23 protein-coding genes are annotated in these 22430 nt (G+C 58.7%); 3 read left to right on the forward strand and 20 right to left on the reverse strand.

The features are described from left to right. Positions 1 to 49: 49 nt before the first annotated feature. Positions 50 to 724 (reverse strand): tetratricopeptide repeat protein, encoded by a 675-nt coding sequence (locus L977_RS05630; protein WP_023331811.1) that lies wholly within the window; start codon positions 722 to 724, stop codon positions 50 to 52. Between the two features lie 106 nt (positions 725 to 830). Further along, positions 831 to 2978 (reverse strand): formate dehydrogenase subunit alpha, encoded by a 2148-nt coding sequence (fdhF, locus tag L977_RS05635; RefSeq protein WP_081987730.1) that lies wholly within the window; start codon positions 2976 to 2978, stop codon positions 831 to 833. Between the two features lie 257 nt (positions 2979 to 3235). Here fdhF and L977_RS05645 point away from each other — a divergent pair, with 257 nt between their 5' ends. Continuing rightward, the gene (locus L977_RS05645; RefSeq protein ID WP_047625238.1) at positions 3236 to 3967 is read left to right on the forward strand and encodes a response regulator; all 732 of its coding nucleotides are present in this window, start codon (positions 3236 to 3238) and stop codon (positions 3965 to 3967) included. A gap of 3 nt (positions 3968 to 3970) precedes the next feature. On the opposite strand, the gene lpxO is transcribed toward L977_RS05645, so the two are convergent. The 4 genes from lpxO to L977_RS05665 form a co-directional block, all read right to left on the reverse strand. Further along, positions 3971 to 4879 carry a lipid A hydroxylase LpxO gene (gene lpxO, locus L977_RS05650; protein ID WP_047625241.1) on the reverse strand — a complete coding sequence of 303 codons (909 nt, stop codon included), beginning with the start codon at positions 4877 to 4879 and terminating at the stop codon, positions 3971 to 3973. A gap of 233 nt (positions 4880 to 5112) precedes the next feature. Then, positions 5113 to 6054, reverse strand: a complete 942-nt coding sequence (locus L977_RS05655; RefSeq protein WP_014882170.1) for an ABC transporter substrate-binding protein — start codon at positions 6052 to 6054, stop codon at positions 5113 to 5115. A 32-nt stretch (positions 6055 to 6086) separates the two neighbouring features. After that, the gene (locus L977_RS05660) at positions 6087 to 7082 is read right to left on the reverse strand and encodes an ABC transporter permease subunit (RefSeq protein WP_014882171.1); all 996 of its coding nucleotides are present in this window, start codon (positions 7080 to 7082) and stop codon (positions 6087 to 6089) included. A gap of 2 nt (positions 7083 to 7084) precedes the next feature. Then, positions 7085 to 8599 (reverse strand): sugar ABC transporter ATP-binding protein, encoded by a 1515-nt coding sequence (locus tag L977_RS05665; protein WP_014882172.1) that lies wholly within the window; start codon positions 8597 to 8599, stop codon positions 7085 to 7087. Positions 8600 to 8780: 181 nt separating this feature from the next. On the opposite strand from L977_RS05665, the gene L977_RS05670 reads away from it, so the two are divergent. Further along, positions 8781 to 11060, forward strand: coding sequence for a hybrid sensor histidine kinase/response regulator (locus L977_RS05670; RefSeq protein ID WP_047625244.1), 2280 nt, complete (start codon positions 8781 to 8783; stop codon positions 11058 to 11060). Positions 11061 to 11129: 69 nt separating this feature from the next. Further along, positions 11130 to 11450, forward strand: a complete 321-nt coding sequence (gene yjdP, locus L977_RS05675) for a DDRRRQL repeat protein YjdP (RefSeq protein WP_014882174.1) — start codon at positions 11130 to 11132, stop codon at positions 11448 to 11450. An 82-nt stretch (positions 11451 to 11532) separates the two neighbouring features. On the opposite strand, the gene phnP is transcribed toward yjdP, so the two are convergent. The 14 genes from phnP to phnC all read right to left on the reverse strand — a co-directional run bounded on the left by phnP (position 11533) and on the right by phnC (position 22355). After that, positions 11533 to 12291 carry a phosphonate metabolism protein PhnP gene (gene phnP, locus L977_RS05680; protein WP_047625247.1) on the reverse strand — a complete coding sequence of 253 codons (759 nt, stop codon included), beginning with the start codon at positions 12289 to 12291 and terminating at the stop codon, positions 11533 to 11535. Between the two features lie 9 nt (positions 12292 to 12300). Further along, complete coding sequence (phnO, locus tag L977_RS05685; protein ID WP_047625249.1) at positions 12301 to 12735, reverse strand: aminoalkylphosphonate N-acetyltransferase; 435 nt, start codon at positions 12733 to 12735, stop codon at positions 12301 to 12303. Further along, complete coding sequence (gene phnN / locus L977_RS05690; RefSeq protein ID WP_032629671.1) at positions 12728 to 13279, reverse strand: ribose 1,5-bisphosphokinase; 552 nt, start codon at positions 13277 to 13279, stop codon at positions 12728 to 12730. Before phnN ends, phnO begins: the two co-directional genes overlap by 8 nt. After that, positions 13276 to 14412: an alpha-D-ribose 1-methylphosphonate 5-triphosphate diphosphatase gene (phnM, locus tag L977_RS05695; protein ID WP_014882178.1), complete on the reverse strand. Its 1137-nt coding sequence runs from the start codon at positions 14410 to 14412 to the stop codon at positions 13276 to 13278. The genes phnN and phnM overlap by 4 nt, the downstream gene beginning before the upstream one ends. Beyond that, entirely contained in the window at positions 14409 to 15089 is a 681-nt protein-coding gene (phnL, locus tag L977_RS05700; protein ID WP_014882179.1) for a phosphonate C-P lyase system protein PhnL, read from the reverse strand. The genes phnM and phnL overlap by 4 nt, the downstream gene beginning before the upstream one ends. A gap of 106 nt (positions 15090 to 15195) precedes the next feature. Then, positions 15196 to 15951, reverse strand: coding sequence for a phosphonate C-P lyase system protein PhnK (gene phnK / locus L977_RS05705; RefSeq protein WP_014882180.1), 756 nt, complete (start codon positions 15949 to 15951; stop codon positions 15196 to 15198). Further along, positions 15948 to 16793 (reverse strand): alpha-D-ribose 1-methylphosphonate 5-phosphate C-P-lyase PhnJ, encoded by an 846-nt coding sequence (gene phnJ, locus L977_RS05710; protein WP_047625252.1) that lies wholly within the window; start codon positions 16791 to 16793, stop codon positions 15948 to 15950. The genes phnK and phnJ overlap by 4 nt, the downstream gene beginning before the upstream one ends. Further along, the gene (locus L977_RS05715) at positions 16786 to 17850 is read right to left on the reverse strand and encodes a carbon-phosphorus lyase complex subunit PhnI (protein ID WP_047625255.1); all 1065 of its coding nucleotides are present in this window, start codon (positions 17848 to 17850) and stop codon (positions 16786 to 16788) included. Before L977_RS05715 ends, phnJ begins: the two co-directional genes overlap by 8 nt. Further along, a complete protein-coding gene (phnH, locus tag L977_RS05720) occupies positions 17850 to 18434 on the reverse strand; it encodes a phosphonate C-P lyase system protein PhnH (RefSeq protein ID WP_023331820.1) in 585 nt (194 codons plus the stop codon). The genes L977_RS05715 and phnH overlap by 1 nt, the downstream gene beginning before the upstream one ends. Continuing rightward, positions 18431 to 18883, reverse strand: a complete 453-nt coding sequence (gene phnG / locus L977_RS05725) for a phosphonate C-P lyase system protein PhnG (RefSeq protein WP_014882184.1) — start codon at positions 18881 to 18883, stop codon at positions 18431 to 18433. Before phnG ends, phnH begins: the two co-directional genes overlap by 4 nt. Continuing rightward, on the reverse strand, positions 18884 to 19609 hold the full coding sequence (gene phnF, locus L977_RS05730; protein WP_045282275.1) for a phosphonate metabolism transcriptional regulator PhnF: 726 nt from the start codon (positions 19607 to 19609) through the stop codon (positions 18884 to 18886). 20 nt (positions 19610 to 19629) lie between these two features. Then, positions 19630 to 20409: a phosphonate ABC transporter, permease protein PhnE gene (phnE, locus tag L977_RS05735; protein ID WP_023331823.1), complete on the reverse strand. Its 780-nt coding sequence runs from the start codon at positions 20407 to 20409 to the stop codon at positions 19630 to 19632. Positions 20410 to 20527: 118 nt separating this feature from the next. Beyond that, entirely contained in the window at positions 20528 to 21544 is a 1017-nt protein-coding gene (gene phnD, locus L977_RS05740; protein WP_045135406.1) for a phosphonate ABC transporter substrate-binding protein, read from the reverse strand. Between the two features lie 22 nt (positions 21545 to 21566). After that, positions 21567 to 22355: a phosphonate ABC transporter ATP-binding protein gene (gene phnC, locus L977_RS05745; protein ID WP_014882188.1), complete on the reverse strand. Its 789-nt coding sequence runs from the start codon at positions 22353 to 22355 to the stop codon at positions 21567 to 21569. Between the last annotated feature and the right edge of the window lie 75 nt (positions 22356 to 22430).

Below are 22430 nucleotides of genomic sequence, written 5' to 3' on the forward strand. Positions count from 1 at the left end.
GGCCTACGGGTTTTGTAGGCCGGGTAAGGCGAAGCCGCCACCCGGCGCTTTACTCCCCGCTCAACGCATCAAACTCTTCACATCCCGTATCAAACCCTTCCGTACAGCTCAGGTTCAACCAGTAAAGCGCTTTCTGCTTATTCGGCGTGATAAACCCTTTCTCGCCCTGTCTGAACAGCATCCCCGCCCAGTACTCCGCATAGCCCGTTCGCGACAGGGTAGAACTTCGCTTGAACCACGACGCGGCCCGCACGTCATCCTGAGCCACCTCAACGCCGTTGGCATAGATCAGCCCCAGCAGCAGCTGCGCGTCTACCGCCGAATCGTTGTCGATATCTTCAGTCGCCGTTTGCAGGAGCTTAATGGCCTGGGGATAGTCGGTTTGACCGGCCTGAGTGTTGACCAGCACGCGCGCCAGCATGATCGCGCCGCGTTTGCTGCCTGCAATGTTTGCCTGCTGCGCCAGAGCCTTGGCCTGCGCGTAATCCCCCTGCGTAAAGTGAATTTGCGACAACAGCGCCATGGCATCGACATCGCCACCTTTTGCGGCTTTTTCGGCCCACCGCGCGGCCTGTGTGCGGTCCCCCGAGCTGAAGTAGGTATCAGCAAGATAATACTGGGCGCGGGCATCGCCCGCTTCCGCCTGCTTCAGATACTGGCTGCCTATCTCATCCGCGCAGGCGAACGAGGTTATAAAGAATAACAACAGAAAAATGGCTTTCATGGATTCTTATCTTCTGGGTACACGCCGCGCAGTATAATCGCGGTGGCGGAAATAAAAAAAGGGAGTGAATATATCACTCCCTTTGTTCATTAATTAATTACCCGCTTCAACCCATTGCGCTTTCACGCAGTCGGGCTTTCAGCTTGTTATATTCGTCAATCACATACTGTTCGGCAGCGTGTTGATCCGCAATGGGCTCCACGTTGACGGCACAATATTTATACTCCGGCGTTTTGGTTATCGGGCTTAAATTCTCCGTCACCAGTTCGTTACAGGCACCAATCCACCACTGGTAGGTCATATAGACCGCTCCTTTGTTGGGACGATCGCTCACCTGCGCACGGGTGATGATTCGCCCTTTGCGCGAGTTCACCCATACCAGCGCCTCATCCTCAATACCCAGGCGTTCCGCGTCGGCAGTGTTGATTTGCGCGTAGCCGGGTTCATCTGCCAGCGCGGCCAGCGCGGCGCAGTTCCCGGTCATTGAGCGACAGGAGTAGTGGCCTACTTCGCGCACGGTGGAGAGCACCATCGGATACTCGTCGGTGAGTTTATCTATAGGTGCGACCCAGTCGCAGGTGAAGAACTGCGCCAGCCCGTTCGGGGTGTCGAACGTCTCTTTAAAGAGGTATGACGTCCCCTGGTCGGCTTCCGACTCATCGCGGCATGGCCACTGGATATACCCCAGCTCACCCATTTTTTCATAGGTGGCACCGTAGAAGTCCGGGCACAGATGCCGCAACTCGTCCCAGATCTCCTGGGTGTTGTTGTAGTGCATCGGGTAGCCCATACGGGTGGCGATTTCGCTGATGATCTGCCAGTCGGTTTTCAGATCCCACTTCGGTTCGACCGCTTTGAAGAAGCGCTGGAAACCGCGGTCAGCCGCCGTGTAGACGCCTTCATGCTCACCCCATGACGTCGACGGTAAAATAACATCCGCCGCCGCCGCGGTTTTGGTCATGAAGATGTCCTGGACAATCACCAGCTCAAGATCCTCAAACCCTTTACGTACCGCAGAGAGTTCGGCATCGGTCTGGAGCGGATCTTCACCCATGATGTAGGCCGCACGCACTTCACCGTGCGCCGCACGGTGCGGCAGCTCGCTGATGCGATAGCCGGTGTGTTCCGGCAGGCTTTCGACCCCCCAGGCTTTCGCGAATTTCTCGCGGTTTTCCGGGAATTTGACGTACTGATATCCTGGATAGGTATCCGGCAGCGCGCCCATATCGCAGGCCCCCTGGACGTTATTCTGACCACGTACCGGGTTGACGCCGACGTGGGCCTTGCCCAGGTTACCCGTCAGCATGGCGAGGCTGGTCAACGAACGCACGGTTTCCACGCCCTGGTAGAACTGGGTCACGCCCATGCCCCACAGAATGGCGGCGGTTTTCGCCCCGGCGTACATGCGTGCGGCCTGGCGGATCTCCTGTGCGCTGACGCCGGTTATCGCTTCAACGGACTCTGGCGTATAGCCTTCGACAATTTTACGATACTCTTCAAAGCCTTCCGTGCGGCTGGCCACAAACGCCTGGTCGTACAGATTCTCCTCAATAATGACGTGCCCCATCGCATTCAACAGCACGATATTCGAGCCGTTTTTCAATGCAATGTGCATATCCGCAATGCGCGCGGTTTCAATTTTGCGCGGATCGCAGACGATGATTTTCGCCCCGTTCTGTTTGGCGCGAATAACATGGTTCGCGACGATAGGGTGAGAATCCGCCGGGTTATAGCCGAAAATAAACACCAGATCGGTGTTGTCTATCTCGTTGATGGCATTACTCATTGCGCCGTTACCGACCGACTGGTGCAGACCTGCAACCGATGGGCCGTGTCAGACGCGAGCGCAGCAGTCGACGTTATTGGTTCCAATAACGGCGCGTGCGAATTTTTGCATCACATAGTTGGTTTCATTCCCTGTCCCGCGTGAGGAACCGGTCGTCTGAATCGCATCCGGGCCGTACTTGGCCTTGATGGCGCTGAGGCGCGTGGCGACGTAATCGAGCGCCTCGTTCCAGCTGACGGCTTCCAGCTTGCCACCGCGCTCGCGGCGGATCATAGGGGTTTTCAGGCGCGGGGTGAGGATTTGGGTATCATTGATAAAATCCCAGCCGTAATACCCTTTCAGACACAGCGTGCCCTGGTTGGTTTTCCCCTGTGCGGCCTCCGCCCGGACGATTTTGCCGTTATCGACCACCAGGTGGATCTTGCAACCTGAGGCACAATAAGGGCAAACCGTGACGACTTTTTTCATCAGTCTGCTCCAGTTAATCGAATCTTTCGCACCGACTAATGCAGCTTCTATGCCATGTTTTTAGTAGGGGTAATTGCGCGCTTTACGGCGTATTCCTGCCGGCAACCCTGACGAAAAGCAGACCATCGTCAAAATTGACGTGTCGAATGGGCAGGGTATGTGACATGGGTTGAATTTCCGTCACGGAAAACGCCCTTTCACTGGAGCCGACGGCAGAATGGTTCAGACTTAACATAATCCCCTGACGGAAGCATATGATGAAACCGGCGATTCTGGTGGTTGATGACGATTTGGCAGTGTGTGAACTGCTGCAGGATGTGCTGAGTGAACACGTCTTTGACGTGCTTGTCTGCCATAACGGCCAGGATGTGCCGGGCCGGGTACAACAGACGCCGGAGATCGCCCTTGTCCTGCTGGATATGATGCTGCCAGATATCAATGGGTTACAGGTTTTGCTGCAGTTGCAAAAGCAGCGTCCGGCGCTACCGGTGATCATGTTAACCGGGTTGGGCAGTGAATCCGACGTGGTAGTGGGGCTGGAGATGGGAGCCGACGACTATATTGGCAAACCGTTTAATCCGCGCGTGGTGGTTGCCCGGGTTAAAGCGGTCCTGCGTCGGACCGGCGTGCTGGCCGCAGAAACGCCGATGCCACGCGTAGCGGGGATAACCTTCGACAACTGGACGCTGGATACCTCCCGATGTGAACTGATTGATCCGCAACGTAACGTCGTGCCGTTGACCCAGGGGGAATATGGCCTGCTGCTGGCGCTTACGCAAAATGCCCGCCGGGTACTCAGCCGCGATCAACTGCTGGAACTCACCCACAGCGAAAGCACGGAGGTGTTTGACCGGACTATCGACGTGCTGATCATGCGTCTGCGCCGGAAAATCGAGATCAACCCGCATCAGCCTGCACTCATTAAAACCATTCGTGGACTGGGGTATGTATTTGCCACCGATGTTAGCCGCCCCGAACAGGCGGCATAAGGTCTATGTTATCGCCGGAATAAGAAGGGCGGCAAAAATGGCGCTGATGCACAGGTACTTGAGGGCATAATAGGCTTTACGATTTCGTTTTTTAAGACGCTGTCCGCGTTCGCGCCCCGCATGAACATATTTAAAAATGCGATTAATGCCGCCAGTGCGGTCATTCTCATCATTGGGTGAGCTGGCTGCAGACATCAGCGTCGTCCCTACCCAATGGTTAACTGCCTGTGCCCAGCCCCACTTCATCGGACGCTCGATATCACAGAAAAGAATAATGCGCGTTTGATCGGTTTTATTTTCTGCCCAGTGAACGTAAGTCTCATCAAAAATGACGGCCTCGCCATCGCGCCAGCTATGGCGCTGCTGGTCCACTTCAATAAAGCAGCGATCGTCATTCGGGGTAGATAAGCCCAGATGATAGCGAACCGAGCCCGCGTAGGGATCGCGATGCTTGCCCAGCTTTGCCCCCGCAGGCAGTTCGGCAAACATCGCCGCCTTTACGCAAGGAATTTGACTCACCAGTTGCGTGGTCACCGGGCAAAGCACTTGCGCAGAAGGGTGAGCGTCGGCGTACCATTTCAGATAAAAACGTTTCCAGCCGCGTTTAAAAAAGGTGTTAAAGCCAGCGTCGTTATTATTTTGCGCCGCCTTTATATGATCCTGTAAACGCACAGCCTCTTCACGAATAACCTGCCAGTTTTCCGTCAGCGTTTTTAATTCAGGGAAACGCTCTGTCTCAAAGAAAGCCTGCCTGGCGGGCAGGGAAGAGAACGCCGTCATAAACATATTGATGGGGGCCATGAACGTCGAATGGTCGAACAACTGACGAGACAGCGTCTGTTTTTCTTTCCCGCGTGAATGCGCGTAAATAACGCTAATAATGAAAATACCGATGATGATGGCTGCGAACATTTTTCCCTTGTCCTCTTTCTATCTCATTTCGGAAAAGCGTGCGGACAGAGTGCTGCCCACGCCGAATATGCCAGATGGAGAGAGTGTAGTTCGGGAATGTAAAATTCATAGAACTGTAATGAAAAATCGCAATTATTGTTAAATTAATTGCCCTCGCGAATAAAAGCCTGCAGCCCGGCCAGCGTTTTTTGCCACCCACTCTCCCCAAAGGGGAGAGGGTTTAGGCTGAGGGGTTACTTAACCGTCCATCCTTTATAGGTACCGACGTTCTTTTTATCGATCATCGTCACCGGGATCAGCACCGGTTCTTTCGGTGCCGGTTTACCCTGGAGAATGTCGTAGCCGATCTCGACCGCTTTTGCCGCCATCACCTGCGGATCTTGTGCCGGGGTTGCCACAAACAGGGAGTTTTCCCGCTTCAGCGCTTCTTCACCATCCGGGCTGCCATCCACGCCCACAATGAAGAATTCATTGCGCTGCGCCTGTTTTGCCGCCAGATCGGCGCCGATCGCGGTAGGATCGTTAATCGCGAATACGCCGTCGATCTTCGGATTGGCCGCCAGAAGAGAGGTCATGACTTCCAGACCGCCTTCACGGCTGCCTTTGGCGTTCTGGTTATCCGAGAGCACCTTGATATCCGGATGTTTTTTGAATTCCATCTGGCAACCTTCCACACGGTTTTGCACCGCCGAGACCGGTGGTCCGTTGATGATCACCACATTGCCTTTGCCTTTCAGGCGGTCGGTAATGTACTTACAGGCCATTTCGCCCGCCTGGGTGTTATTGGAGGTGATGGTCGCATCGGCTCCTTCCGCCGCCACGTCAACCGCCACGACCACGATCCCGGCATCCTTCGCGCGTTTCACCGCCGGGCCGATCCCTTTGGAATCCGCGGCGTTGAGGATGATCATGTCCACTTTCGCGGCGATAAAGTTATCGATCTGCGCCACCTGCTGACCGAGATCGTAACCGCTGGAGACCAGCGTCACTTTGACGTTATCGCCCGCCAGCTTGCGCGCTTCCAGCTCGGCACCTTTGGTGATCTGCACAAAGAACGGGTTGGCCAGGTCACCCACCGTCACGCCGATGGACTTTAGATCTTTCGCCTGCGCAAACGGCGTTGCGGCAAGCAGCGCGCCAGCACAGAGCGCGGTTACTAACGGTTTCAAACGCATAGTGTATTCCTCGAAGCTGTAGGGTTTTGTTGTTATGCACTTTGATGGTGTCGGGTACGGTATTTGTCGATCAGCACCGCAATGATGATCACCGCCCCTTTGATCACCAGTTGCCAGAAGTAGGAGACGCCCATCAGCGTCATGCCGTTGTTGAGGGTGGCGATAATCAATGCTCCCACCAGCGTGCCGGTGATCGTGCCGATCCCGCCGACGAAGCTGGTACCGCCGAGGATCACCGCCGCAATCGCATCCAGCTCATAGCCGGTACCGAGGTTGCCGTTGGCGCTGTAAAGGCGCGAGGCGCTCATCACGCCACCGAGACCGGAGAGCAGACCGCTCATGCCGTAGACAAACAGCAGTACCATCCAGACCTTAATACCCGTCAGGCGCGCCGCCTGCATGTTGCCGCCCACGGCGTAGATGTGAACGCCCAGCGTAGTGCGGCGCAGGATAAACCAGCAGATAGCAATGACCGCCAAAGCAATGACCACCAGCCATGGCACGGGACCGAGGTAGTTATTGCCAATCCATTCGAAGTTGATATTCGAGTTGATCACCGTAGTGCCGTCTGCCAGCAGGTAGGCCGCGCCGCGCAGCGCCGTATAGGTACCGAGCGTGACGATAAACGGCGGTAGCCCGGCAAAGGCCACCAGCGCGCCGTTGAACAGCCCCAGCACCATGCCGAGCATCAGCGCCGCCGGAATAGAAAGTCCGGCGAATTCCGGGATCAGCGACACCACCATTGCCGCAACGGCGGTAGTACCGAGAATCGACCCCACGGAGAGGTCAATCCCACCGGTTAAGATGATGAAAGTCATCCCCGCAGCCAGCACGATGTTGATTGACGCCTGACGGGTGATGTTGAGCAGGTTGCTCTCGGTGAAGAAGTTAGGGGCGATAAAGCCAAATACCGCCACGATCAGAATTAAAATAGGTAAAATGCCGATCGTTTGCATCAGATCGCTCATCAGCATTTTTTTGGCGGAGGCGGATTTCGCCACCTGCTGCGGATGGGTTGGAGTTGTCATAGTTACACCGCCTGATGATGTGTGTCGTCCACGCCGGTTGCCAGCGTCATGATGTTTTCCTGAGAGATATCGCGCCCGTGGAGTTCACCCGCAATGCTGCCTTCGCGCATCACGTACACCCGGTCACTCATGCCCACCACTTCCGGCAGTTCGCTGGAGATCATCAAAATCGCCACGCCCTTACGCGCCATCTGGTTCATGATGCGGTAGATCTCGCTTTTCGCGCCAACGTCCACGCCGCGGGTGGGTTCGTCCAGAATCAGAATGCGCGGGCCTATCGCCACCCAGCGCGAGATCAGCAGTTTTTGCTGATTACCGCCGGACAGTCCGCCCGCGCGTACCTGTGAATGGGGCACACGAATGTTGAGCAGGGCGATAGCGTCATCGGAAATGGACTGGGCTTTTTTGCGGTTCAGCATGCCGAAGGTGGCATCGCGTTCCAGCGTCGCCATCGTGATGTTCTCCTGCGCCGCCAGCTCCAGAAACAGCCCCTGCTCCTTACGGTTCTCGGTGAGAAAACCGATCCCGTTTTCAATGGCCGCGCGCGGGGAGTGGATCACCACCGGCTCGCCGTCCACCTCAATCATGCCGCCCGTGGCTTTGCGCACGCCGAAAATGAGCTGCGCCAGCTCGGAACGTCCGGCACCGACCAGCCCGGCCAGCCCGACGATTTCGCCGGAACGGACCTGTAAACTGCACGGCCGCACTTTTTTACCGTCGGTAAGGTGGTGGACGTTCAGGCGCGGGCTGCCGAGAGGGATATCGCGCTCTTTGTTGAACAGATCGCTTAAGGGGCGGCCCACCATCATTTTCACCAGCTCGGAGGCGTTGAGCTTGTCGCGCGTCAGGCTGCCGACGTACTGCCCGTCACGCAGAACGCTGACGCGGTCAGAGAGTTCATACACTTCCGCCATGCGGTGGCTGATATAGATAATCGCCATGCCTTCATCGCGCAGGCGCAGAATCAGTTCAAACAGGCGGTGGGTTTCGCGGGAAGAGAGGGCGGCGGTGGGTTCGTCCATCACCAGAATGCGGCTGTTGCGGTGCAGCGCGCGGGCAATTTCCACCTGCTGCTGTTCGGCGATGGTCAGCTTCATCACCCGATCGGTGGCGCTGAACTGGGCGCCGAGGCGATCGATCACCGCCTGCGCCTGGGCGGCCATCTCTTTACGCTGAACCAGACCGCCGCGCGACAGTTCGCTGCCGAGGAAAATGTTTTCCGCCACGGTCAGATTGGGGGCGAGCTGCATCTCCTGGTAAATCAAGGTAATGCCTGCGGCCAGGGCATCTTTCGGCCCTTTGATGTGAAACGGCTGTCCGTCGATCAGGATCTCACCGCGGGTGGCAGTGTAGGCACCTGCGAGGATTTTCATCAGCGTGCTTTTGCCCGCGCCATTTTCGCCCATCAGCGCGTGGATCTCACCGGGGAAAACCGTCAAATCCACGCCCTTGAGCGCGTGGAAATTGCCAAAGGTTTTGGCTATGCCGCGCATCTCTAAAACCGGGGTTCTGCTCATGGCGGATCTCCTGTGAATGTCGATATCTGCACTTCATCACAGGTGCGTAAATGCAAAATGTCAGAAGCTGTTCATATTTGTCATAGTTATGAATAGCTAACCGCCGTCACATTTCTCTTTTCCCTCTCCCCGTGGGGGAGGGCCAGGGTGAGGGCATCAGACCGCTTAGGAGCCTAAAGAGATGTCATCACGCCCCCCGTTTTTTACCAGTGCCCGTGGCCGCCTGCTGATGTTCAATCTGCTGGTTGTTGCGGTCACGCTGATGGTCAGCGGCGTGGCGGTGCTTGGCTTCCGTCATGCCAGCCAGATCCAGGAGCAGGTGCAGCAGCAAACGCTGGATGACATGACCGGCAGCATGAACCTCGCTCGCGATACGGCTAACGTGGCGACGGCGGCGGTGCGGCTGTCGCAGGTAGTCGGATCGCTGGAGTACAAAGGCGAGGCGGAGCGGTTAAAGCAGATGCAAACGGCATTGCGCCGCTCGCTGGAGCAGCTGGCCGATGCGCCGCTGGCGCAGCAGGAGCCGGCGCTGGTGGCGCGGATTATTCAGAGAAGCAATGAATTACAGCAAGGCGTGACGGGGATGCTGGAGCGCGGGCAGCGACGCCATCTGGAGCGTAACGCGCTGCTCAGTTCGCTCTACCAGAGCCAGAGTTACCTGCGTCATCTGCAGGACATTAACCGCCGTACTGGCAGCGATGTTCCGGATGCGCAGCTGCTGATGGAAATGGACAGGCTGATCGCCGCCGCCATCGAAACCCCTTCACCACGCGCCACGATACAGCAGCTGGATACGGTGACGGCGATGCTGCCCCAGCGCGCGACGCAGCCTGTGGTCAACGTTGTGCTGCCCGACTTTAACGCCGAGCTGCGTAAGCTTGCCCCGCTGTCGACGCAGCTGGCAGAGAGCGATCTGGCAATAAGCTGGTATATGTTCCACATCAAGGCGCTGGTGGCGATACTGAATAGCGATATCAATCAGTACGTTGAACAGGTCGCGCAAGCCTCCCGGCTTCGCACGGCCCAGAGCCATCACGAGCTGCAATCCATTAGCGTTTTTATCAGCATTTTCGCCGTGCTGGCGCTGATCATCACCGGGTGCGCCTGCTGGTATATTTACCGTAACCTGGCCTCCAACCTGACGGCTATCTCCCGGGCCATGTCGCGCCTTGCCCGTGGCGAACAGGATGTCTCGGTGCCCGCATTGCAGCGGCGGGACGAGCTGGGTGAGCTGGCGCGCGCGTTTAACGTTTTTGCCCGCAACACTGCTTCACTTGAGCACACGACGCGTCTGCTGAAAGAGAAAACGACGCAGATGGAGATTGACCGCATCGAGCGTCAGGGACTGGAAGAAGCGTTGCTCCACAGCCAGAAGATGAAGGCTGTCGGACAGCTGACCGGCGGGCTGGCGCATGATTTTAATAATCTTCTGGCGGTGATCATCGGCAGTCTTGAGCTGACCGACCCCGAATCAAAAGACGCGCCGCGTATCACCCGGGCGCTGAAGGCGGCCGAACGCGGCGCCATGCTGACCCAGCGCCTGCTGGCATTTTCCCGCAAGCAATCCCTGACGCCGCATACCGTTGAGATGAAACCGCTGCTGGAGAACCTGCGGGAACTGATGCGCCACTCCTTGCCTGTCACCCTGACTCTGGAGGTTGAAGCGCAAACCCCGGCATGGTCCGCATGGATAGACGTCGGCCAGCTGGAAAACGCGATTATCAATCTGGTGATGAACGCCCGCGATGCGATGGAAGGGCAAAGCGGCGTCATTAAAATTCGTACATGGAACCAGCGCGTGACCCGCAGCGACGGCCGCAGGCAGGATATGGTGGCGCTGGAGGTCATTGACCATGGTAGCGGTATGGCGCAGGAGGTGAAATCCCGGGTCTTTGAACCGTTCTTTACCACCAAACAGACCGGAAGTGGCAGCGGATTAGGGTTGTCGATGGTGTACGGTTTTGTGCGTCAGTCCGGGGGACGCGTGGAGATTGAAAGCGCGCCGGGGCAGGGCACCACCGTTCGGCTCCATCTGCCGCGCTCGACGTTTTCCACCGTGTCTGAAAGTGAGACGCTCCCGGCTACCACCTCCCCGGATAGCGAGCGGCTGGTGCTGGTACTGGAAGATGAGGCAGATGTCCGCCAGACCCTGTGTGAGCAGATGCATCAGTTGGGCTACCTGACGCTCGAAGCGGAGAATGGCGAGCAGGCCCTGAGCATGCTGGAGGCATCGCCGGATATTGGCATGTTTATCAGCGACCTGATGCTGCCCGGAAGCCTCAGCGGAGCGGAGGTCATTAACCATGTGCGCAGTCATTATCCGCAGCTTCCGGTGCTGCTGATCAGCGGCCAGGATTTGCGGCCTACGCATAACCCTCAGCTGCCGGACGTTCAGTTACTGCGTAAGCCGTTTACCCGCGTACAGCTGGCACAGGCGCTGCGTAAGGTGATGGTAATTTGAGATTCCTCCGCTACTCCGGCACAGTCCCGTTGATTACCTTAACGCCAGTCCACCTGTGAGTCTGGCCTTATGAAACGTTACTTTTCCGCTCTGATATTGGGTCTGCTGTCACTCACCAGCCAGCTGGCCCACGCCGACGTGATTGATGATGCCATTGGCAACATTCAGCAGGCGATCAACGATGCTTATAACCCCGACAGCAGCCGTAATGACGACGACGATCGCTACGATCGCAGCCGTCAAAGCGACAGCCGTCAGTACGACGATCGCCGTCGGCAGCTCGAAGACAGACGCCGCCGTTTAGACGAGCGTCAACGTCAGTTAGATGACGACAGGCGCAGGCTGGAAGAGGATGAACGGCGGTTAGAAGACGATTACGATCGCGGCTAAAGCTTGGTGGCGCTTCGCTTACGCAGGCCTACAAAACCCTGGCCTGTAGGCCGGGTAAGGCGCAGCCGCCACCCGGCAAAACTCAGTCGAGTACCAGCACCATGCCGTCATACCCCGCTTCGATACCGTTCGGCAGCGGGTTGTTCATCATCCACACGTCAAACTGATGGCTGATGTGCGTCAGGATCACCTGCGGACAGCCAATCACCTCGTTTAACGCAACCACGGTGTTCAAATCACAATGGTTACGCGGCGGCTCGTCACGCGGTTCATGACTGCAGTCGATGATTATCGCCTGCGGCTGATTGTTGAGCAGAAACTTCACCGTTTTTTCCGGTAATCCCGCCGTGTCTGAAAGCCACGCCACGTGGCTGTGGGCGGATTCCAGCAGATAGCCAAACGTCAGCTTAGAATGGTTGAGGGGCAGCGGCGTCACTCGCAGTCCCTGTAGCTCAAACACCACAAACGGTTCGACCGTATGACTGAAATCCAGGATCCCCGGATGTTTGAACAGGTCGTCACACCCCGCGTCGTCCGGTGGGCCGTAGACCGGAATCGTTGCACCCACGCCCCAGCGCAGGGGAAACAGCCCCTGAACGTGATCCATATGATAGTGAGTGAGTAAAAACTGCTGAAAACTGCCCGCGGGCCAGTCCTCCATCAGGTGTGGAATACCGGCGTCCAGCAATGTGACCGCATCGTTGTATTTGACCACCGCACTGCAGGGACGACGGCGATAATTTTCCTGCAAACGCGCGCGTCTACACGCCGCGCAGTCGCAGCCAAAGACGGGCACCAGCTGGGCACCGCCGGTGCCGGTTAACGTTATGGTCAGACTCATCACTCACCTCTACAGCGGTTTGGTGAAGCGGAAATGGCTCTGCGTATACCCTTCACGAAGATAGAAACGGTGGGCGTCCACGCGCTTCACGCTGGTGGAAAGTTCGGTCAACTCCGCGCCAGCCTGTCGTGCAACGTCCTCTGCCCAGGCGAGCAACTGGCTACCCACCTTTAACCCGCGCGCTTGCGGCATTACCACCAGCTCCTGGATCTCGCCGATCCAGCGGGCGTGATGGAGGTGAAACTGCATGTGCAGACCGATCATGCCGATGACTTCCCCGTCCAGCTCGGCAAGCTGATAGCGCATATTGTGATCCTGCAGATTAGCCAGATAGCCGGCATGAAACGCCTGGTTATCGAACTCTGCTTGCTTAAGTTCGCAGATGAGGGCGTACACGCTCTGCGCATCATCAGCAGTGGCGGGGCGAAGCTGGCAGTCAGGCATGCTGTTTCTCCTTCTGACGGATAAGGGATAAAAAGGTCTCGACTGACTGTAGCAAACTTCCGTCGTTATTGAGGACATGGCAGCCTGAAGGGGTGTAGCGCGCCGCGCGCGCCAGCCGCTGGTCAATCTCACGCGCGTTTTCGCGCCCCCGGTTTTGCAGCCTGCTGCGCAGAACGTCCGGGGAAACCTGCAGGCAGATCGGCAGCAGGGCCGCTTCATATCGGGCTTTTGCCTGCGGCAGATGGGCGCGTGAGCCGTTGACCAGCACATCAAAACCCGCGTGCAGCCAGAGGTCGATCTCAATGCCGACGCCATAGTAGAAACCGTTAGCGTGCCAGCTCAGTGCCAGCAGGTTTTGCCCGGCGCGGGTGAAAAACTCCTGCTCGCTCAGGGCGATATGGTTTTCACTTCCGGCGTTCGCCGCGCGGGTAATATAGCGGTGCGCCACCAGCAGCTGTGAATGTTCCCGCTGCCGCAGGGCAGACAGCAGGCTGTCCTTACCGGAGCCGGACGGCCCCATCAACCAGATAAGTCTTCCCATCAGAACACCCTTTTTCCCTGACGCCAGACGTGGTCGATATGAATATGCTCGCCTTTGCGGTGGGCCAGCACCAGATCTGCCCGTTTTCCTTCGGCAATCTCACCGCGATCCTGAAGATTGAGTGCGGCGGCCGGGTTTTTGGTCACCAGGCGAATGGCCTGCGGCAGCGTAAAACGGTTCTCCTCATCGTCCGCGACCCGGAATGCCGCATCCAGCAGGCTGGCGGGGTAGTAGTCAGACGAGAGGATATCCAGCAGGCCGAGCGAGGCGAGCTTGCTTGCCGCCACGTTGCCGGAGTGCGAGCCGCCGCGCACGATGTTCGGCGCGCCCATCAGCACGTTCATCCCGTGCTGACGTGACGCCTCTGCGGCTTCGAACGTAGTGGGAAATTCGGCGATCACGCTACCAAGCTGGTGGGATTCACGCACATGATCGTGCGTGGCATCGTCATGGCTTGCCAGCGCAATATTGCGGTCACGGCACATTGCGGCAATCCTGAGACGGTTCGGCTGCGACCACTGTGCCGCAAGCGCCAGCTGTTCTTCTTCGTAGCGCGCCATCTCGGCATCGTTGAGCGAGTATTTGCCCTGATAGTATTCACGATACTTCTCAATGTTGGCGAACTGACGCTGCCCCGGCGAGTGGTCCATCAGGGAGACCAGCGAGACAGGCTCGCGGCCCACCAGTTTTTCAAACAGCGGCAGGGTGGTGTGGTGCGGCAGTTCACAACGCAGATGCAGGCGGTGCTCGGCGCGGTTGAGGCCACGCTTTTGCGTCTCTTCCACGGCGTTAATCATCTTCTCCAGGTTTTCAAGTCTGTCGCCGCCGTCGCGCACGTCGCCAATCGCCACCGCGTCGAGCACGGTGGTAATACCGCTGGCGACCATCAGCGCGTCGTGGCTGCTCATCGCCGAATGGGCGGGCCAGTCCACCTTCGGGCGCGGGGTGAAAAATTTGTCGAGGTTGTCGGTATGCAGCTCAATGAGCCCCGGCAGCAGCCAGCCACCTTCGCCGTCCATCGCGTCAGGCGCGCGGCTCCGGGTTTCGGCAAACGCGCGGATGACGCCGTCCTGGATTTCAACCGAGCCATCCACGACCTCGTTTTCCAGCACCAGCCTGACGTTATTGATAATCATACGTTTGTCCCCATCGGGTGCAGTCTGTCCGCTACGCGCTCGCGCACGGCTTCATCGTGGAAGATCCCGACGATCGCTGCGCCGCGCGCTTTGGCCTGTTCGATCAGTTCCATCACCGCTGCGCTGTTTTTGCTGTCGAGCGAAGCGGTGGGTTCATCCAGGAGTAAAATCGGGTAGTCGACAATAAAGCCGCGTGCGATGTTGACCCGCTGCTGCTCGCCACCGGAAAAGGTCGATGGGGCAAGGTGCCACAGACGCTCCGGCACGTTGAGGCGTGTCAGCAGGCTGGCGGCTTTGGCAGCACAGGTGTCACGCGGGACGCCGAGATCCAGCAGTGGCTGCATCACCACGTCCAGAGCGGAGATCCGCGGGATCACCCGCAGAAACTGGCTGACCCAGCCGATCGTCGAACGGCGCACTTCAAGTACCTTACGCGCGGGTGCCTGCACCAGATCCACCCACTCGTTGTTGTGGCGAATATGAATGTGGCCTTCGTCTGGCTGATAGTTGGCGTACAGGGAGCGCAGCAGGGTGGATTTTCCACTGCCGGAGTGGCCGTGCAGCACGACGCATTCGCCGTTGCCGACCTCTAACGACGCGTTTTGCAGGACGGGCAGCCGCACGCCGTTTTGCTGGTGGAGCACAAAGGTTTTACTGACGTTTTGTACGTGGATCATGTTGGCCTCGTGATTCGTTTTGCCGGGTGGCGGCTTCGCCTTACCCGGCCTACAGGTGCGGTGTTCGTAGGCCGGGTAAGCGCAGCGCCACCCGGCAACAGCAGCCTCAATTCTGCAATACGGATGACACCAGCAGCTGGGTGTACGGATGATGGGGATCGTCGAGCACGCGGTCGGTCAGCCCACTTTCCACCACCTGACCCTGCTTCATCACCAGCAGACGGTCCGCCAGCAGGCGTGCGACGCCCAGATCGTGGGTGACAATCACCACCGCCAGGTTCAACTCCACCACCAGGCCGCGCAGCAGATCGAGCAGGCGCGCCTGAACCGAGACATCCAGCCCGCCGGTGGGCTCATCCATAAACACCAGCTTCGGATGGGTGACCAGGTTGCGGGCGATCTGTAAACGCTGCTGCATGCCGCCGGAGAAAGTGGTGGGCAGGTCGTCGATACGCGAGGCGGGGATTTCAACCTCCTCCAGCCAGTGCTGCGCGGTGGCGCGGATGTGACCGTAATGGCGCGCGCCGGTGGCCATCAGCCTTTCGCCGATGTTGCCTCCCGCTGAAACCTGGCGGCGCAGCCCGTCCATTGGGTGCTGATGCACTACGCCCCACTCGGTACGCAGCAGGCGACGGCGCTCGGCCTCGCTCATGCCATACAGCGACGTGCCCTCATATAAAATCTCACCGTTCTGCGGCGTCAGGCGCGCGGAGAGAGATTTGAGCAGCGTGGTTTTGCCGGAGCCGGACTCGCCGACAATCCCCAGCACTTCGCCCGGCCACAGCTCGAACGACACGTCGCTGAAGCCTTTGCCCGGCGCGTAAAGGTGAGTCAGGTTATTAACCGAAAGCAGCGGTTTCATTGGCTGTTCGCCTCGCTCTGTTGGCGGCAGTAATCGGTGTCGGAGCAGACAAACATCCGTTTGCCCGTGTCGTCCAGCACCACTTCATCCAGATAGCTATGTTTCGAGCCGCAGATGGCGCATGGCTCGTCCCACTCCTGCACCGTAAAGGGGTGGTCATCAAAATCGAGACTCTCCACACGGGTGTAAGGCGGTACGGCATAGATGCGTTTTTCACGCCCGGCGCCAAAGAGTTGCAGGGCTGGCATCATGTCCATCTTCGGGTTATCGAATTTCGGGATTGGCGACGGGTCCATCACATAGCGCCCGTTGACCTTCACCGGGTAGGCGTAGGTGGTGGCGATATGGCCGAAGCGGGCGATGTCCTCGTAAAGCTTCACCTGCATCACGCCGTACTCTTCCAGCGCGTGCATGGTGCGGGTTTCGGTTTCCCGCGGCTCGATAAAGCGCAGCGGCTCCGGGATCGGCACCTGGAAAATCAGAATCTGATCTTCAGTCAGCGGGGTTTCCGGAATGCGGTGGCGGGTCTGGATCAGCGTCGCGTCTTCAGTTTTTTCAGTGGTCGCTACGCCGGTCACGCGCTTGAAGAAGTTGCGGATCGAAACGGCGTTGGTGGTGTCGTCTGCCCCCTGGTCGATGACCTTAAGCACGTCGGCTTCCCCGATCACGCTGGCGGTCAACTGAATACCGCCGGTGCCCCAGCCGTAGGGCATTGGCATCTCGCGGCCGCCGAACGGTACCTGGTAGCCCGGAATGGCAACCGCTTTGAGGATGGCGCGGCGGATCATGCGTTTGGTTTGCTCATCCAGATAGGCAAAGTTGTAGCCGCTTAAGTTAGCCATTGGCGCGCTCCCGTTGCAGACGTTTCAGCAGTTCCAGTTCGGCCTGGAAATCGACGTAGTGCGGCAGCTTGAGGTGCGAGACGAAACCGGCGGCCTCAACGTTGTCTGCATGGGCCAGCACGAACTCCTCATCCTGCGCCGGGCCGGCGATGTGCTCGCCGTAGTCCGGTGCCTGCAGGGCGCGGTCGACCAGCGCCATCGCCATGGCTTTGCGTTCGCTCAGGCCAAACACTAGGCCGTAGCCGCGGGTAAAGTGCGGGTCTTCATTCTCTGGCGCGACAAAGCCGTTAACCATTTCGCATTCGGTCATCAGCAGTTCGCCGACGTTCACCGCAAAACCCAGCTCTTCCGGCACAATTTCCACGTCGATATAGCCGCTGCGAATTTCGGCCGCAAACGGGTGGTTACGCCCATAGCCGCGCTGGGTGGAGTAGGCCAGCGCCAGCAGATAGCCTTCGTCGCCGCGCATCAGCTGCTGCAGGCGCGAGGAGCGCGAGCACGGGAAAACTGGCGGCGTGCGGGTGATGTCATCTGGCGCGGTACCCGAATCTTCTTCCGCTTTCGCCAGCCCCTGGTTTGCCAGCAGGCTGAAGACGTGCGGAGACGGCTCCTGTTCGGCATCCGTGGTGTTGAGCCGTGGCGCTTCGCCGTTCGCCAGCAGGGTAAAATCCAGCAGGCGATGGGTGTAATCGTAGGTGGGGCCAAGCCGCTGGCCGCCGGGGATGTCTTTATAAACGGCAGAAATACGGCGCTCCAGGCGCATCTGCGCCGTATTCACCGGCTCGCTCGCCGTGAAGCGGGGAACCGTGGTGCGCCAGGCGCGCAGCAGAAAGATGGCTTCGACGTTATCGCCGCTGGCCTGCTTCAGCGCCAGCGCCGCCAGCTCGCGATCGGCGACGCCGCCTTCGGTCATCACCCGGTCAACGGCCAGGTTCAGCTGCTGCTCAATCTGGGCGACGCTCAGTTCGGGCAGTTTTTCATCGCCCCGTCGTCTGTGTTCCTGCAAGGCATGGGCGGCGGCGATCGCCTTTTCGCCCCCTTTAACGGCAACGTACATCAGCACACCTCCACGTGGGTGGTCCGCGGGATGGCGAGCAGACGCTCGCCGCAGGTCAGGATCAGGTCTATGCCCAGCGGGAACGGGTGCGGGCGTTCGGTCAGCTCATGAATGATGCATTCCGGCAGCTGCGGCGCAACCATGCGTTCATCGGCGATGCCTGCACCGGTCAGGCGGAGCATGCGGCCGCCGCTCAGGCTGGAGACCTGCAGAATCAGCGTGGCGCTGGTTTCCGGTGCAACGGCGCTGCCTTCGCTCAGGGCGTTGAGCTGCTCGTGGCTGATGTGTTCGTCGGCCACGGCAAAGACCGCCTGTCGCGGTTGCTCAACCAGCGGAGCACTGGTGTGAAAACGCAGGTTCTGGCTGGCGATGTCATTAGATAAGGCGCCTGACAGCCACACCGGCGTGTCGTTGTCGGCAAGGGTCAGCAACACGCTGGTGGTCGCCAGATTCAGCGGCAGCCAGCCCTGTGAAAGCTGATGCAGCGAGACAATCACCCCCGGCTCGCTCATGGCTTTCAGCAGGCGACGAAAACTTTGTTGGGCATCCTGGACGGCAAGGGTAAAAGCAGGTTGAAGCGTCATGCGTTGTCTCCGCGAACGAGCGTAAAGAAGTCGACCCGACTGGTATTCACTTCGGCCTGACGTGCGGCAAGTCGTGCGGCGCGGTCAGCTTCCAGCGGGGCAATAAGGGTTTCCATTAACGTCTGAAAATGCGTTTGTTCCTGCAAAAGGGCGTCTATTACTGCGCAGCGTTCGGCGTGTGCTTTATCGCGTCCCAGCACGTAGCTGTAGCCCAGCGTGCCGCTGTTCAGGCGGATCGCGGCGCGGGTGAGGGGGGCGTCTCCCGCAAAAAAGCGCTGCCCGGTGCCGCCCATCCGGGCCTGGATCTGCACCAGGCCAATTTCCGGTGCGCGGATAGTGTCGTAGTCTGGCGTCAGGCTCAGGGCGTTCATGCGATCGCGCAGGGCAGCAGGCTGGCTGTGGGCCAGCACACGCATCCAGCGCTGTCGGGTGGCGGTATCGACGTGCATTCAGTGCTCCATAGTGAATTCGATCATGTCGGCACGGGTCAGGCTGACGGAGTATTCCGTCGCATTGACCTCGCCGTCACGGTGGTTGAGGGTGCGCACGCAGAGCAGCGGCGCCATATTGGGGATTTCGAGCACTTTGCTCTCTTTAGCCTGCGCGCGGCGGGCGCTGATACGCGTCTGGGTGCGCTTGAGGGCGATGCCCGTGGCGTCCTGCAGAAAGTCGTGCAGGGAACCGCTGGAAAAGTTTTGCAGCACTGGCCAGAGGGCGAGGTCCGCGAAGTAGTGGTCAATCTGGCATACCGCTACGCCGTTGACGCGGCGCAACGTGCGCAGGTGGATGACGTTATCGCCTTCCTGAATGCCCAGCGCGTCCGCCACATGGCTGGAGGCCGGGCGCAGGACCGAGAGCAGCTTTTCGCTGGTGGGATGGCTGCCCTGATCCAGCAGGTTCTGACTAAAGCGCGCCTGGGCATTGAGCGGATAGTCGAACGGGCGCATCAGCACCAGCACGCCCACGCCCTGACGGCGTTGCACCCAACCGCGCTCGACCAGCTGGTCAATGGCGCGGCGCAGGGTGTGGCGATTCACTTCATAGCGATCCGCAAGCTGCTGCTCGGCAGGCAGGTAGTCTCCGCAGCGGTAGTGCGTGCGCAGTTCCACTTCGAGCTTTGCCGCAATTTCTTGCCAACGGGTTGGGTAACTGGTCGGATGTCTGGATAAGTGCATAGAAAACAAAGCCTCGCTTCTCAGATGAAATGCTTACGCAAACGTTGAGAGAGGAAATCCAGCAGGCTGACGGTGACGATGATGAGCACCATCAGGGCGCAGGTTTGCTGGAACTGGAAACCGCGAATCGCTTCCCACAGGGTGACGCCGATTCCGCCTGCACCGACCATGCCGACGACCGTGGCGGAGCGAACGTTGGACTCAAAGCGGTACAGCGAGTAGGAGATCAGCAGCGGCATCACCTGCGGCAGGACGCCGTAGAGGATCTCTTCGATTTTGTTGGCACCGGTGGCGCGGATGCCTTCCACCGGGCCGGGCTCAATGGCTTCGACCGCTTCCGAGAGCAGCTTGGAGAGCACCCCGGTGGTGTGGATGAACAGCGCCATGACGCCCGCGAACGGACCCAGACCCACGGCCACCACGAACAACATCGCAAAGACCATTTCGTTAATCGCGCGGCAGGCGTCCATCAGGCGGCGCATCGGCTGGTATACCCACCACGGTACGATGTTTTCCGCGCTCATCAGGCCAAACGGAATGGAGAGAATGACGGCAAGGGCGGTGCCCCAGACGGCAATTTGCAGGGTAATGGCCATTTCGCTGAGATAGTCCTGCCACTGGCTGAAGTCCGGCGGGAAGAAGTCGGCAGCAAAGGTTGCCATGTTGCCGGAATCTTTGAAGAGCAGCAGGGGATCCATTTCTGCGCCCTTCCAGGAGATAACCAGCACCGCCAGCAGGATGGCCCAGCTTATGAGCGAGAACCAGCTGCGCTTTGGCGGTGGGAGGGTAATGGTTTGCATGTTGGCTCCTTGGGTTTTAATTCCCTCTCCCTTGAGGGAGAGGGTTAGGGTGAGGGGGAAATGTGCGCGCTGATGCCCTCACCCCGGCCCTCTCCCACGGGGAGAGGGGGAAAAGAAACTACTGCACCGCTTTATTTACGCTGGTCATGGCGCCGAGTGCCGCGGTCAGGCGGTCAAGGTCTTCCAGCTGGGCCTGAATGTCAGAGACTTTGCTGGTCTTCTCTTCTTCCTTGAGCCCTTTGTTGTCCTTCACGGCCTGCATCTGTTTAAACAGCGCCAGCTGGCGAATCGGGACCAGCTGAAGGTCGCTGGAGGCGCGGAACGGTGCCCAGCCCAGTTTCTCAAGAACCGCTTTCTCTTCCGGCGTTTTGCCGTAGTTCATAAAGAAGTCGTACACCTTGTCCTTGGTGCTTTCGGAGAGGTTTTTACGCCAGACGATCGGGTCGCCCGGGATCAGCGGCGATTTCCAGATCACCTTCAGTTCTTTCAGCTTGTCCGGCGCGGAGGTTTTCAGTTTGTCGAGGTTTTCGGTGTTGTTGGTGGCAACATCCACCTGCTTGTTCGCCACGGCCAGGGCGTTGGTTTCATGGCTGGCGTTGACGGTGCGTTTGAAGTCGCTGGCGGAGGCGTTGTTTTTCGCGAAGACGTAGTAGCCAGGGACGAGGAAGCCGGAGGTGGAGTTCGGGTCGCCGTTACCAAAGGTCAGCTCTTTGCGTTTGGCGAGCATGTCGTTGAGGTTGTTGATCGGGCTGTCTTTGTTCACGATCAGCACGCTCCAGTACCCCGGGGAGCCATCTGCCGCAACGGTCTGGGCAAAGACCTGGCCGTTGGCGCGGTCCACCGCTTCCATTGCGGAGAGGTTGCCGTACCAGGCGATGTCGACTTTATTAAAGCGCATACCCTGGATAATGCCCGCGTAGTCCGGGGCGAAGAAGGCATTCACTTTGATCCCCAGTTTGGTTTCCATATCTTTCAGGAACGGTTCCCACTGAGGCTTCAGGTTCTGCTGTGATTCCGTCGAAATAATGCCGAAGTTCAGCGCTTTTTCCTGCTCTTGTGCATACGCCGGGCTTAACAGGGTGCTGATGCTGAACATGCTGGTAAAGGCCAGCGCGGCAACGGCTTTGTAGTTCATTTCCATTCCTCGTTATGGGGAGTTATGCAGCCTGCGCGCGCTCTTCGACGCGGTTTACGCTGCGGTAGAGATGATCAAAACGTTCGTTATCAAACTGGTGGCTTGCGCCGTCAAAGAACACATGGCCCTGACGCAGGGCGACAATGCGCTCGCAGTAGCGCAGGGCGTAATCCACCTGATGCAGCGTTACCACCACGGTAATGCCGTCGTTCTGGTTAATGTCGCGCAGGGTTTCCATCACGATGCGGGCGGATTCCGGGTCCAGCGAGGCGATAGGTTCATCGGCCAGAATGATTTTTGCTTTCTGCATCAGGGCGCGGGCGATGGCGACGCGCTGCTGTTGTCCACCGGACAGGGTGGAGACACGCTGGTGGGCCAGGTGTGCCATACCGACGCGAGTCAATGCCTGAAGAGCTTCCTGCTTCTGGGAAGGTGAGAACCAGCGCAGGCAGGTGCGCCAGAACGGTGTGCTGCCGAGTGCGCCAATCAGCACGTTCTCCAGTACCGTCAGGCGATTGACCAGGTTGAACTGCTGGAAGATGTAGCCCGTCTGGGCACGGCTCTTGCGGATATCACTTGCCAGACGCCCGGCGCGCTGCACCGTGTTGCCCAGCAATTCGACGTGACTTTCCGGGGTTTTATCGCAGGTGATAAGACCGCTTAAATGGCGCAGAAGGGTGGATTTACCGGAGCCAGAAGGGCCGAGAAGCGCCACCATGTCGCCCTGCTGGACGGTCAGATCAACGGCATGCAGCGCCTTGTTGTGATTGAAGGTCTTGCTCAGTTTCTCGACGCGGATGACAGTTTGCATGTGCGGGGCCTCACGATAAATGTGGCCTCATGCTGGCGCATCAATGTGACATTTGGGTTAAGTCTGGGTTGCGGG

The sequence above is a fragment of the Enterobacter sp. ZOR0014 genome (assembly GCF_000798855.1).
Classification (GTDB): Bacteria; Pseudomonadota; Gammaproteobacteria; order Enterobacterales; family Enterobacteriaceae; genus Enterobacter; species Enterobacter kobei.